The organism is Nocardia puris, assembly GCF_036051655.1.
Lineage (GTDB): Bacteria > Actinomycetota > Actinomycetes > Mycobacteriales > Mycobacteriaceae > Nocardia > Nocardia puris.
In genome coordinates, this window is sequence record NZ_CP107943.1 from 7,441,070 (window position 1) to 7,453,309 (window position 12,240).

The following is a 12,240-nucleotide window of genomic DNA, read 5'->3' on the forward strand; positions in this document are numbered from 1 at the left end:
TGCGTCCGAGCGTTCGATACTGCATGAGCGGTGGGCCCTTCCGCCGGGCTGATCTGCGTCGGGCGCCGCGCTTCCTCTGACGTCATGAAAGCGGTATCGGCAACCTCTGCATATTCGCCGAGCAGGATCCACGCTACGACGCGCGCCGGCTCGTTGGCCTGCTCGTCACCGGCCTGCTCCGCCAGCCCGGCACATGACCTCGAGACGGCGTATCGACGAGGGGGCCGAGGCGGCAGTCCGCCACATCGGCGTACCGGACGACGCATCTATGAAGTGGAAGCGGCGTCGGGCGGGCAGCGCCACGCGATCGATCCCTCCGACAGAACCCCGCACGGCGGGCATGCCCTCAAGCGACGGAAACCGTTCCCGCCGTGTCGATCTCGGTCCGCCGATCGAGATCCGGCGCGTTCGCGAGAACAGTCGCGACGATCCGCCGCCCCATCGGCAGCACCCGCACGGTCACCGATCCGGCGTTCGCGGCGTCGAGTTCCTTTGTCGCCGCGTCGATCACGTTCTGCCGCACCCACCGCGGCACCCCCGCGAACCCGCCGTCGTCGAGGAGCACCACCTCCACACCGCGGGAGCGGGCACCGCGGGCGGCGGCGCTGAGTTCGTCGGTGACGAGTTGGGGCGCGCGCAGACCGTCGCGCAGTTCGGCTTCGAGCAGGCGGCACTGTTCGCGTTCGGCGGAGGTGAGTTCGGCGCCGTCGGCGATGCGCTCCAGGATGGGACGCGCGACCTTGTCCAGCCGAGCCAGCTGACGATCGCGCTCACCGTTCTCGGCGGCCATCGTCGCCTCGGCGGCGGCGCGCATCGTGGCTTCCTCGCGCAGCAGACGCAGGGAGCGCTGGGTCGGGCGCATGATCGCCGCACACACCGACACGCCCGCGACGGTCGCGATCGGCACCATCGTGCCGAGCAATACCCGCCCGGCCACGCCCGCGGTCATGCCGACGCCCGCCACCACGGCGGCGACGCCGGCCATACCCACCCAGGCCGCGCCGAGCCGCCCGCGCAGCACCAGCACCGCCAGCACATACGAGGAGGCGAACGCCGACCACAGCGGTTTGGTCCAGTCCGCGTCGATCCGCGTGGTGGTCAGCGCGGTCGCGGCGGGTCCGGCGGCCATGACGAACACGGTGGCGGGCCAGGGCAGCGGATCGACCGGCACCACCAGCACCAGCACGCCCGCCACGACCAGCAGGCCCACCGCGATCGCGGCGTTCAGCGGCGCCCCGTCGTAGAAGGTGCGCGCCATGTACATCACGATGGTCACTTCGAGGATGAGCAGGAACAGCCACGCCGCCGCGTCGCGCAGGCCGAGCAGATCCCGCAGTCCCACTTCGGAATCGGCGTCACCCATCACTACCCCACACCAGAGTCACCGTCGTTCCCTCACCGGGCTGCGATTCCACGAAGGCCGCACCGCCCGCCAGCCGCCGCATCCGGCCGAGGATGCTCACCGAGATCCCCAGCCGGTCGGCCGGGACCTGCCCGGGATCGAAGCCCGCGCCGTCGTCGCGGAAGACCGCCCGGATGCCGCCCGCGCTCAACGTCACGGTCACCGACCGGTGCACCTCGCGTCCGGGCGTAGCGGCGTGGCGCAGGCTGTTGCGCACCGCCTCGGCCAGCGCGGCGGCCATGGCGCCCGCCGCGTCGACGGGCAGGCGCAGGTCGTCCACGCCGGGCCAGCGCCGCACCCCGAACTCGATCCCCGGATTCACCTCGTGCACGGCCGCGCGCAGGAACCCGACGGCCGCCTGGGCACCCAGCCGGTCGGGTTCGGCTTCGGTGCCGCGCAGTTCGTCCAGCTGGGCGAGGGTGCGTTCGGCCTGTTTGCGCAGCACCGGCGATTCGGTGCCGCCGCGCGAGGCGTCGAGCAGTGTGGACAGCACCGCGTCGTGGATGAGCGCGGCGAAGCGGGCGCGTTCCCGGTCGCGCGCGGCGGCGCCGGCCACCGCGGCGGCCCGGCTGCCCGCCAGCGTCGATTCCCGGTCCACCCGGGCCGCGGCGGCGCGCGCGAAGATGGCGCACCACAGGAACAGCGCGCACAGCCCGGCCGCCCTGGCGAAGTCGACGAACAGGGTGAACGCGGTGCCGTGCGGCAGGATGTACATGTTCGCGCAGGCGGCCAGCATCCCGCCGACCAGCAGATAGCCGATGGCGATCGCCGGTCGCCAGGCCAGGGCGGCGGCCAGCACGCCGAGCGCGAAGATCCGGTACAACCACAGCGAGGTCGCGTCGGTCTCGGGCTGCTGATAGGCGATAATCAGCACCACCATCGCGGTGGGATACCCGACGGCCGCGACGCCCGCGACGGTCTGGATCACCCGCCTGCTCATCCGGGGCGAGACGGCGGCGAGCACCGCGAACGGCCCGAACACCAGCAGCATCGCGGCGAGCGTCCAGCCCACCGGCGCGAATCGGCTCTGATCGGCGATCTCGGGAATCTGCACCACAGCCGCGATGACGCCGGCCAGGCCGAAGGTCAACCCGAGGCGGCGCAGGATGCGGTCGGACGCGGGCTCGTCCTCCCGGGTCGGGGACACCGCGGCGAACCCACGCCACCGGCGGGACGCCGGTGCGGCGGGGTCGGTCGCGAAACGTGCGGTGTCCAGCGTGCTGGACGAGATCATCCGCGCGGATGCCGCTCGGGTACCGGTAGCCATCCGTCCTCCACGGCCCGCTTGTAGAGGTCGGTCTTGGTGGGTGCGGGCCGTCCCGCGTCGGCGTACTTCTGCCGGATGCGGCCCAGGTAGTCGTTGACGGTCTGTTCGGACAGGCCGGTCAGCCGCGCCACCCTGGACGCCTTCTCACCGGAGGCGTAGAGGGTGAGCACCTCCTCCTGGCGCGGGCTCAGGCCCACGTCGGAGAGCTGCGGGTCGCCGTCGATGGCGGCGGCCCAGTCGGTGGTGACCACCTGTTCGCCCGACGCGGCACGGCGCACCGCCGCGACGACGGTGGACGCGTCCTCGGACTTGCGCACCACGCCGAGCACGCCGGCGCGGGCCGCGGACCGCACCAGGAACGCGTTGTCCGCGCCGGTGAACACCAGTACCTCGACGCCGCGTTCGCGCAGCGCGCGCACATTGTCCTCGGGCGCGGAACCGTCGGCCAACCGCAGATCCAGCACCACCAGGTCCAGTTCGGGCCGTGGCCCGGTCGCGGCCAGCAGTTCCGGCACGGTTCCGGCGGTGTGCACCAGTTCGAGGTCAGGTTCCGCCGCCAGCATCGCGGCGAGTCCGATCGCGACGGATTCGTGGTCTTCGACCAATGCGATCCGCCGCGGCGACTCGCCCCCTTCGGCCCTCGTCACCTCGACAACTCCCATCCCGAGCAACTCGCCCACAGTCCCCACCGCAATAACGTCACCTCGCAGTATGCCGGTCCGCGCGCACTCATGGTCAGACACCAGAAATAAGGGGTGTCGGCGTTTCGCTCGTGGGTGCACAGGTCTCGCGTCATGGGCCCGCGGGTGTGCCGGCACCGGATTCCTTCGCCGGCGCGGCGGTCTGCCGGCGGCCCTAAGTGAATCCATTTAAGCGCCCGCGATATGAGATGTGCCATCAGAAATCTGGGCCCAGTTCGGTACAGTACACGCAAGTGAATCTTGTATTGGTTCATCTCGTGGCGTGCGCGGCACCTCGGCCTGCACCCGGAACGGAAGAGTAGTGACATGCGCGCAGAGGGATGGCGAGAGGAACGCCGGCAGCTCATCCTCACTGTCGCGTCGGAGCTGTTCGCGGCCCGCGGCTATCACGGCACCGGCATGCACGATATCGCGCGCCTGACGCAGTGCTCCAAACCTGTTCTGTACAAGAGCTTCTCGTGCAAACTGGAGCTGTACCTGGCGGTCCTCGACCACCACGTCGCGACGTTGTCGACGGCGATCGGCGCGGCGCTGGCCACCGAATCCGGCAACCTGTTCCGCATCCAGGCCGCGGTCGGCGCGCTCTTCGACTTCATCGACTCGCAGTCCCAGGGCTTCCGGTTGATCTTCGAAGCGGACGTCCTCGACGAGCCCTCGGTCCAGTGGCGCGTCGACACCGCCGTCGACACCTGCATCACCCTGATCGCCGACGCGATCAGCCGCGACTCCCGCCTGGACCCCGTGCGCAGCCGCATGCTCGCGGCGGGCCTGGTCGGCGCCAGCCGCTACACGGCCCGCCACTGGCTCGAAGCGGGCCGCCCGATCCCCAAACACGTAGCCGCCGACACCATCGTCGCCCTCTACTGGGGCGGCCTCTCTCAACTCCCCCTCACCCCCCACCACTGCGACCTCCCCGCCCGCATCGCCTGACGGGGTCCAGAGGGCTCAGTCCATCAACTGGGCCGCGACGGTCGCGCCGAGTTCCCAGCACGCTTCCAGGTCGGCTTTGGCCGGCTTGCCCGAGACGGTCACGTAGTCGGCGGCTTTGGTCCAGCCGAGGCCGGTGGTGATGCTGTCGACGGCGCGTTCGGCGCCTTCGGTGCCCTCGTTGCCGTGCAGGTACAGGCCGTAGGGGCGGGCGCGGGTGGAGTCGAGGCAGGGGTAGTAGAAGGTGTCGAAGGCGTGTTTGAGGGCGCCGGAGATGTAGCCGAGGTTGGCCGGGGTGCCGAGGAGGTAGCCGTCGGCCTCGAGGACGTCGACGGCGGTGACAGCCAGGGCGGCGCGGCGGACGAGTTCCACACCTTGGATCTCCGGATCGGTGGCGCCGGACACCACCGCCTCGAACATCGCCTGCGTGTGCGGGGACGGGGTGTGGTGGATGAGCAAGAGCCGGGCCACTTTTCGTTACCCTCCGCTGGTGTCGCGTTCCAGTTTTTCCAAGGCGACGGCTCGGCGCATGGTGTCGCGGGCGCGGCGGCGGTCGCCCGCGTAGTCGTAGGCGCGGGCGAGGCGGTAGTTGACCTGCCAGTCGTCGGGGGCGGCTTCCCATTCCTGGCGGACTTGGTCGAACAGTGCGTCGGCGGCGGCGCGTTCGATGCGGCCGGAGGCCCGGCGCGGCAGGTCGGAGATGTCGAGTTCGCGGCCTTCGGCGTGCATGCGGCGGGCGAGGCGCTGGTGGGCCAGTGCCGCGCGCAGGGTGGCGACGACGATCCACACGCCGATCAACGGCAGCAACAGCACGCCGATGCCCATGGCGATACCGGCGATCTCGCCCGACCCGATCAGCACGAACGCGATGCCGCCCAGCGCGATCATGTAGAGGACGCAGGCCAGTACGAGAGCGCCGATCAGCCCGACGATCCGGATGATCTCGCCGCGGCCCGCGCCGGTCTCCGCCACCGCGTTCACAGGTCCAGGAACGGATCGAGTCCGACGGTCAGGCCGGGGCGCTCGGCGATCCCGCGCACCCCGAGCAGGACGCCGGGCGCGAAGGAGGAGCGGTCGATCGAGTCGTGCCGGATGGTGAGGGTCTCGCCCTGGGTGCCGAACAGCACTTCCTGGTGGGCGACGAGTCCGGCCAGGCGTACCGAGTGCACGCGCACACCGTCCACGTCGGCGCCGCGCGCGCCCTCGAGTTCGGCGGTGGTGGCGTCGGGGCTGCGGCCCACCCCGGCCTTCTCCCGCGCCTCGGCGATGAGACCGGCGGTGCGGTAGGCGGTGCCCGAGGGCGCGTCGGCCTTGTTCGGGTGGTGCAGTTCGATGACCTCGACCGATTCGAAGAACCGAGCGGCCTGTTCGGCGAACCGCATGGAGAGCACGGCGCCGATGGCGAAGTTGGGCGCGATGAGCACGCCGGTCGACGGGCTGCCCGCGAGCCAGCCGCGCACTTCCTCGAGGCGGCCCGCGTCGAAGCCGGTGGTGCCGACGACGGCGTGGATGCCGTTCTCCACCAGGAACTTCAGGTTGCCCATCACCACGTCGGGGTGGGTGAAGTCGACCACGACCTGCGTTCCGGTGGCGGTGAGGGTCTCCAGGGCGTCGCCCTTGTCGACCTCGGCGGACAGTTCCAGGTCGTCCGCCGCCTGGACGGCCGCGCAGATCGCCTGTCCGACCTTTCCGCGTGCTCCGAGCACTCCGACCCGAATGGTCACCGCACCTCCTCGTTCCGCTGGTGTTCCCGGGTCAGCCTACTGCTTGCCCGGCCCCCTCCCCCTCGTCGGTGCCGTGTGGTGACGGAGCGCACCCGACGTCGAATTGCCGCGTTGACGCATGCATAGGCGCGCATAGCGTCATACGTTCATCGCGGGCCCGTGGTCACTCCCAGGGGCACACGACCGTCGCGCCCACCGCCTCGAAGTCGCGCACGTTCCGGGTGACGACCTCGAGTTCGTAGGACTCTGCCGTGGCGGCGAGCAGCGCGTCGGCGGGCGCGATCGCGCGGCCGGCCGAGTGCGCGCGCCCGAGCACCCTCCCCCACATCTGCGCGACGGTCTCGTCTACCGGCAGCAGGCGGCCGCTGAATCGCTCGACCAGCGCGACCGTCAACCATTCGACCAGCTGCCGCTTGCGCACCGAGTCGTCCAATCGTTCGATGCCCGTGCGGATTTCGCCGAGGGTGAGGACGCTCAGGTGCAGGCGGTCCTCGTCGGCCTCGTCGAGCCAGCGGACCAGGCCGGGGTTCGGACGCGGCCGCACCCATTCCGAGACGGCGCAGGTGTCGAGTAGGTACCCGGTCACCATTCCACGTCGCGCGCGCCGAGCCGCACGCGTTCGATGGACAGGTCGCTCTCGCGCAGCGGCGAGCGCGCGAGGAACTCGGCGAGGGTCCCGGATCGGCGCGTCTTGCGACGCCACTCTTCGATCGGTACCACGACCGCGATCTCCCGCCCGTGCTTGCTGATCACCTGGGGCCCCTCCCTTTCCACCGTGTCGATCAATTCGGAGAACTTCGCCTTGGCGGTGGCGACCGGCCAGGCGACATCCGCCCGCACCTCGTCCGGATCCGGCATGAGTCACCCCTTCGCGACGATCGCGCCCGATACGACCATTCTGACCACTCTGGTCATAGTCGAGAGTAGCAGCCGATCACCCACCGCACCAAGCGTTTCGGCGAGTGCCCACACCGCGTGGGGCGGCACGCTCCGGCCGAGAGTGCGCGGCATCGCCGACGACTTCCGGACACACGTTCGACACCGAGCGCGTACCCGAGCTCCGCACCCCCGACAACGCTCCGACCTCGACCGGCCCCCGCGCGGCTCAGGGACACGCACCGAACCGAACCCTCAGAAGACGATCACCTGGCGCAGGGCGTGGCCCGCCGCGAGTTCGTCCATCGCGCGGTTGATCTCGTCCAGGCCGATGTGCGCCGAGATCAGGCGCTCGACGGGCAGGCGGCCTTCGCGCCACATCCGCACGTATTCGGGGATGTCGCGGGCGGGGACGGCCGAGCCGAGGTAGCTGCCCACGATGGAGCGGCCCTGGGCGACCAGGCCGAGCGGGGAGATGCCGGCGCGGGCGTCGGGAGCGGGCAGGCCGACGGTGACGGTAACGCCGCCCGCAGCCGTCGCCGCGACGGCGGTTTCGAAGGCGCGCACGTTGCCCGCGGCTTCGACCACGGCCTCGGCCTGGCTGCCGGACTCCACCACCTGCGCGGGTGTGTAGGCCGAGGTTGCGCCGAGTTCCTTTGCCAGCGCGAGCTTTTCGGGCACGGTGTCCACGGCGATCACCTCGGGCGCGCCGAGCGACACCGCGACGAGCACGGCCGCCATGCCGACGCCGCCGAGGCCGACCACCATGATCCGGTCGGCGGGCCCGGGACGCGCCGAATTCAGCAGCGCCCCACCGCCGGTCAGCACCGCGCACCCCAGCACGGCGGCCACCTCGGGCGGGACGTCGTCGTCCACGGGCACCACCGAGCGCCGGTCCACCACGGCGTGCGTCGCGAACGCCGACACCCCGAGGTGGTGGTGCACCTCGCCGCCGTCGCGGTGCAGGCGCCGCCCGCCGCCCAGGAGTTCGCCCGCGTTGTTCGCGACGCTGCCCGGCCCGCACGGGGTCCGGCCCTCGCTGGCGCAGCCCGCGCAGTCGCCGCAGCGCGGCAGGAAGGTCATGACGACGCGCTGCCCCACGGCGATATCGCCGCCGCCCGGCCCGACCGCCTCGACGCGCCCGGCCGCCTCGTGCCCGAGCAGCATCGGCACCGGGCGCACGCGGTTCCCGTCGACCACCGACAGGTCCGAATGGCACAACCCGGCCGCCTCGATGCGCACCAGCAACTCACCCGGCCCCGGTTCGCCCAGGTCCAGCTCGCAGACGGTGATCGGCGCCGACTCGGCGAACGGTGTGGGCGCCGCGATCCGCTCCAGGACCGCCCCTCGAATCTTCATTCTCGCGACGCTACCCCGGCCCCGCGCGCGCCGGATCACTTCCCTCCAGCCCGGACAATCAACCCACTACCGCACCGGCACCGCTCGCCCCCGCAACCCCACCACCCGATCCAGCGCCGAGTGATACTCCCCCGCAAGCTGTTCCACCACATTCTCGACGCTCTCCACCGACCGAATCGTGGTGAGCCCCTGCCCCGCGGCCCACAGATCCTTCCACCGCTTGATCGCGTCACCTCCGGCCGAATAGTTGCGGGAGACGGCGGCCGGGTCGAGCCGATCCGGGTCGAGGCCGCTGGCCAGCAGGCTCGGGCGCAACCACGATGCGGGGGTGCCGGTGATACCGGCGCTGACCACCAGGTCGTCGGCGCCGTGGTCCACGACCATCGTCTTGTATTCGGCCGGCGCCATGCTCTCGGCTGTGGCGAGGAAGCGGGTTCCCAGGTAGACGAGGTCAGCCCCGGCGGCGACGGCGCCCGCGACGCCATGACCGTCGCCGATGCCGCCGCCTACGATCACGAGGCCGTCGAAGAATTCGCGGACCGCCGACACGAAGGCGAAGGGAGACAGGTGGCCGGTGTGCCCGCCCGCGCCCGCCGCGATGCACGCGAGCCCGTCGACGCCGCACTCCGCGGCCTTGCGCGCGAGCCGCAGGTCGACCACATCGGCGAGGACGAGGCCGCCGTAGCCGTGCACCGTCTCCAGTGCGGGCCGGGGCGAACCGAGGGCCGTGATCACCACCGGCGGCCGGTATTCGGCGATGAGCCGCAGGTCGTCGGCGAGCCGGGCGTTGCTGCTGTGCGTGATCAGGTTGGCCGACCACGGACGGGATCGCGCCCCAGCGGGATTCAGCGCATCGCTGATGCGGCCCATCCATTGATCCAGTTCGGCGGCGGTGCGGCAGTTCTGGGTCGGGAAGGAGCCGAGGATTCCGGCCGCACCGGCGGCGATCACGAGGCCAGGACCCGACACCAGGAACATGGGCGCGGCGACCACGGGAATCCGCAGTGCCCCGAGCAGATCGGTCGTCACGACAGGCTCTCCTTGATCCGGCGGCGAAGCAGCTTGCCGACGGGGTTGCGCGGCAATGCCTCCGCCAGCTCGAGGCGTTCGGGGATCTTGAACCCCGCCACACCGCGCCCGGTGAGGAAGTCCCGCACGGACTCCAGCGTCACGTCCGCGCCGGGCGCGGGAACCACCACCGCGCAACACTTCTCGCCCATCACGGGATCGTCGTAGCCGACCACGGCGGCGTCGGCGATCCCCGGGTGGTCGATCAACAGTCCTTCCACTTCGGCCGGGGCGATGTTCATCCCGCCGCGCACGATGATCTCCTTGCTGCGCTCCACGAATCGCAGGTATTCCCCGTCGGGAGCGCACAATTCGAACACGTCACCGCTGCGCAGCATCCCGTCCGCGTCGAACGGGTCGGCGGCCTCGGTCCCCCCGAGGTAGCCCGCGAACACGGTCGGCCCGGCGATGCGCAGCTCGCCGATCCCGCCCGGCGTCGTCACCCGCTCCCCCGTGCGCGGATCCACCAGCGCCACCTCGGTGTGCGCGGCCAGCCGCGCCGTCCACTCGCGGCCCCGGTACCCGTAGTTGGGCAGGTGCTGCGCCCGCACGGTCGGATCGGGGGTGTCGGCGTAGGTTCCCATCAGGCACACGCCTTCGTTGGAGCCGAAGAAGTTGGTCACCTCCACGCCGAGATCGTCCTGCCAGGCGCGCACCACCCCAGGCGGCAGCGCCGAGCCCCCCGATCCCACCGTGCGCAGCGACGAAAGATCCACCGACGCACGCAGTTCCGCCCGCTGGAGCAGCAGCGTGAGGATCGCGGGCGCCATGATCGTGTGCGTCGCCCGATACCGCTCGATCTGCCCGAGGAACACCGCCAGATCGAGCGGCTGGTGCTGCACGAGGTGCGCACCGCCGATGAGCCACGGCATGAGCGATCCGGCGAATCCGGCCATGTTCACGAGCGGGAAGGGATTGAGCACCACCGAGGTCTCCGCGACGGAGATCCCGTCCTGCACACCGTGTCCGACGGCCAGCCAATCCCCGTGGCAGCGCGGCACGCCCTTCGGCGCGGCCTCGGTGCCGCTGGTCCAGCAGATCGTGATGCGGTCGTTCACCGTGTGCCGGATGTGGGACCGGTACTCCCGCATGTCGCCGACGTCGTCGGCGCCGGGCCGTACACCGAGGTCGATGACGCCCTCGGGAAGCCCAGTGCCCGTGGCGAAGACGAGGATATCGCCGCCGGACGCGACCTCGGCCGGTGCCGAGTCACCGAACGCGCCCACCGTGATCACCGCCCGAGCCCCCGATCGCGCCAGCACGGTGGACAGCTCGTGCCGGCCGTACGCCATCGGCATCGGTGTGGCGGTCACGCCCAGCCGCCACAGCGCGAAGTAGGCGGCCACCTGCGTCACCGTGTTGGGCAGCCACATCGCCACCACGTCGCCCGCGCGTATTCCGTTGCGCCACAGGGTCGTGGCGAGATCGTCGGCGCGCTCGTTCAGCTGCCGCCAGGTCACCGATTCGGGGGTCGCACCGGTCAAGGACGAGAGGTTGGCGGGGTCGGTGACCGCCGGTTCGTCGCCCCGCCGTTCGACGGCGTCGTCGAACAGGTCGAGCATGGTCTCGGCGTGCCACCACCCCTTGCCGAGGTAGTCGTCGACCCGGTCGCGCGGGTGACAGCCGAGCAGATCGAGGGGTCCGGCGGTGCGGGGTTGTGCGTCGAGCATGGGCATTTCCTTGTCAGCAGAGGACTTACGAGACGGAGCCGTTCATTCGCGGCGCAGCACCAGCGCCGAACCGAGCCCGAGGGCCGCCGGGACGGTGATCAGCGCGTGCGTGCCGCCGGTGCGTTCGAGGCGGTCGAGCGCGGTGGTGAGCAGGATGCCGCCGGTGGCGCCGAGCGGATGGCCGAAAGCCAGCGCGCCGCCGTCGGTGTTGACGATGCCGGGATCGAGCGCCAGCTCCCGGGTGAGCAAAAGCGGTGTGACAGCGAAGGATTCGTTCACTTCCACCACGTCCAGATCCGCGGCCGCGATCCCCGCCGCGGCCAGCGCCCGGCGACTCGCCTCGACGGTCGCGGTCAGCAATGGCGACCGGACCGCGGCGTGCGTCACCGCGACGATCCGCGCGCGCCGGCGCAATCCATGCGCGGCACCGGCGGCTTCGCTGCCGACGAGGGCCGCCGACGCGGAATCGCAGAGCGCGGGTGCGGTGGCGAGGGTGTGCAGCCCCGCCTCGGGGCGAGGGAGGTCCGGCAGTTCGCGGGCGATGCGCGCCCAGCCGGGGTCCTCGGTGAAAAGCGCAGGCAGTGCGGATAATGCGTCGAGCCCGAGACCAGCGCGAGCGCCCTCGTCTCGCTCGAGAAAGCGCTCCGAATCCTGATACGCGACGATCCCGGGTTGCTCGGGAGCCTCCGACGCCCGCCGGTGCGCCTCCACCGCGTAGCGGTCCAGGTGATCCCGGGTGAACCCGCTCACGGCGGCGGTCAGATCGGCGGACACCCCGATGGTGACGAAACCCGTTGTGTCGCCCAAGCTCTCGTCGGCGGCGAACAGAGGCCGGTCGCTGAGCATCGGCACCCGCGACATGGATTCGACCCCGCCCGCGACCACCAGATCACTCATCCCGCAGCTCACGGCCGCGGCCGCCCGCCCGAGGGCGTCGATCCCCGAACAGCACAGCCGCGACACCACCGCCCCGGGCACCGCATCCGGCCAGCCGGCGGCCTGCACGGCGACGCGCGCCAGATCGCCCGCCTGTTCACCGGTCACGGTGCCGATGCCCAGCACCACCTCCTCGACCGAGTTCGCGACGCCGTGCCGCTTCTCGAGCGCCGACAGCAGGTGGGCGATCAGGCGGTGCGGCGGCACCTGGGCCAGCGTTCCGCCCGCCCGGCGCACGCGCGCCCGTGGCAGCCGGATCGCGTCGTAGACGTACACGCCGTCCATCGGAGATCTCCTTGACGGTGCGCCG

13 protein-coding genes are annotated in these 12,240 nt (G+C 71.3%); 1 reads left to right on the plus strand and 12 read right to left on the minus strand.

Going from position 1 to position 12,240, the window contains the following annotated elements; translation table 11 throughout:
• Positions 1 to 346: 346 nt before the first annotated feature.
• From OHB21_RS34565 to OHB21_RS34575, 3 genes are read right to left on the minus strand one after another with little or no spacing between them, the layout of a single operon-like run.
• The gene (locus OHB21_RS34565) at positions 347 to 1,363 is read right to left on the minus strand and encodes a hypothetical protein (protein WP_067512960.1); all 1,017 of its coding nucleotides are present in this window, start codon (positions 1,361 to 1,363) and stop codon (positions 347 to 349) included.
• A complete protein-coding gene (locus OHB21_RS34570) occupies positions 1,356 to 2,669 on the minus strand; it encodes an ATP-binding protein (protein WP_228790848.1) in 1,314 nt (437 codons plus the stop codon). The genes OHB21_RS34565 and OHB21_RS34570 overlap by 8 nt, the downstream gene beginning before the upstream one ends.
• Positions 2,633 to 3,331: a DNA-binding response regulator gene (locus tag OHB21_RS34575; protein WP_067512995.1), complete on the minus strand. Its 699-nt coding sequence runs from the start codon at positions 3,329 to 3,331 to the stop codon at positions 2,633 to 2,635. The genes OHB21_RS34570 and OHB21_RS34575 overlap by 37 nt, the downstream gene beginning before the upstream one ends.
• A gap of 345 nt (positions 3,332 to 3,676) precedes the next feature.
• Here OHB21_RS34575 and OHB21_RS34580 point away from each other — a divergent pair, with 345 nt between their 5' ends.
• Positions 3,677 to 4,300, plus strand: coding sequence for a TetR/AcrR family transcriptional regulator (locus OHB21_RS34580; RefSeq protein WP_195125560.1), 624 nt, complete (start codon positions 3,677 to 3,679; stop codon positions 4,298 to 4,300).
• 15 nt (positions 4,301 to 4,315) lie between these two features.
• Here OHB21_RS34580 and OHB21_RS34585 read toward each other — a convergent pair whose 3' ends face one another.
• The 9 genes from OHB21_RS34585 to OHB21_RS34625 form a co-directional block, all read right to left on the minus strand.
• Positions 4,316 to 4,768 (minus strand): flavodoxin family protein, encoded by a 453-nt coding sequence (locus tag OHB21_RS34585; protein WP_195125559.1) that lies wholly within the window; start codon positions 4,766 to 4,768, stop codon positions 4,316 to 4,318.
• A gap of 6 nt (positions 4,769 to 4,774) precedes the next feature.
• A complete protein-coding gene (locus OHB21_RS34590; RefSeq protein WP_113974964.1) occupies positions 4,775 to 5,269 on the minus strand; it encodes a hypothetical protein in 495 nt (164 codons plus the stop codon).
• Positions 5,270 to 5,274: 5 nt separating this feature from the next.
• On the minus strand, positions 5,275 to 6,021 hold the full coding sequence (gene dapB / locus OHB21_RS34595) for a 4-hydroxy-tetrahydrodipicolinate reductase (protein ID WP_195125558.1): 747 nt from the start codon (positions 6,019 to 6,021) through the stop codon (positions 5,275 to 5,277).
• A gap of 163 nt (positions 6,022 to 6,184) precedes the next feature.
• A complete protein-coding gene (locus tag OHB21_RS34600) occupies positions 6,185 to 6,607 on the minus strand; it encodes a type II toxin-antitoxin system VapC family toxin (protein WP_198161873.1) in 423 nt (140 codons plus the stop codon).
• Positions 6,604 to 6,879, minus strand: a complete 276-nt coding sequence (locus tag OHB21_RS34605) for a type II toxin-antitoxin system Phd/YefM family antitoxin (RefSeq protein ID WP_067512950.1) — start codon at positions 6,877 to 6,879, stop codon at positions 6,604 to 6,606. Before OHB21_RS34605 ends, OHB21_RS34600 begins: the two co-directional genes overlap by 4 nt.
• 273 nt (positions 6,880 to 7,152) lie before the next feature.
• On the minus strand, positions 7,153 to 8,256 hold the full coding sequence (locus OHB21_RS34610; protein WP_195125557.1) for an alcohol dehydrogenase catalytic domain-containing protein: 1,104 nt from the start codon (positions 8,254 to 8,256) through the stop codon (positions 7,153 to 7,155).
• A 66-nt stretch (positions 8,257 to 8,322) separates the two neighbouring features.
• The gene (locus OHB21_RS34615; protein ID WP_113974924.1) at positions 8,323 to 9,285 is read right to left on the minus strand and encodes an NAD(P)H-dependent flavin oxidoreductase; all 963 of its coding nucleotides are present in this window, start codon (positions 9,283 to 9,285) and stop codon (positions 8,323 to 8,325) included.
• Positions 9,282 to 10,994: a class I adenylate-forming enzyme family protein gene (locus OHB21_RS34620; RefSeq protein ID WP_067512988.1), complete on the minus strand. Its 1,713-nt coding sequence runs from the start codon at positions 10,992 to 10,994 to the stop codon at positions 9,282 to 9,284. Before OHB21_RS34620 ends, OHB21_RS34615 begins: the two co-directional genes overlap by 4 nt.
• Before the next feature lie 42 nt (positions 10,995 to 11,036).
• Entirely contained in the window at positions 11,037 to 12,215 is a 1,179-nt protein-coding gene (locus OHB21_RS34625) for an acetyl-CoA C-acyltransferase (RefSeq protein WP_067512946.1), read from the minus strand.
• Positions 12,216 to 12,240: the final 25 nt, after the last annotated feature.

Bases quoted from the DNA above. Each gene is read 5' to 3' on its own strand.
- OHB21_RS34580 (WP_195125560.1), top strand. From the start codon at position 3,677: ATGCGCGCAGAGGGATGGCGAGAGGAACGCCGGCAGCTCATCCTCACT.
- OHB21_RS34570 (WP_228790848.1), bottom strand. From the start codon at position 2,669: ATGGCTACCGGTACCCGAGCGGCATCCGCGCGGATGATCTCGTCCAGC.
- OHB21_RS34565 (WP_067512960.1), bottom strand. From the start codon at position 1,363: ATGGGTGACGCCGATTCCGAAGTGGGACTGCGGGATCTGCTCGGCCTG.
- OHB21_RS34620 (WP_067512988.1), bottom strand. From the start codon at position 10,994: ATGCTCGACGCACAACCCCGCACCGCCGGACCCCTCGATCTGCTCGGC.
- OHB21_RS34625 (WP_067512946.1), bottom strand. From the start codon at position 12,215: ATGGACGGCGTGTACGTCTACGACGCGATCCGGCTGCCACGGGCGCGC.
- OHB21_RS34605 (WP_067512950.1), bottom strand. From the start codon at position 6,879: ATGCCGGATCCGGACGAGGTGCGGGCGGATGTCGCCTGGCCGGTCGCC.
- OHB21_RS34610 (WP_195125557.1), bottom strand. From the start codon at position 8,256: ATGAAGATTCGAGGGGCGGTCCTGGAGCGGATCGCGGCGCCCACACCG.
- OHB21_RS34575 (WP_067512995.1), bottom strand. From the start codon at position 3,331: ATGGGAGTTGTCGAGGTGACGAGGGCCGAAGGGGGCGAGTCGCCGCGG.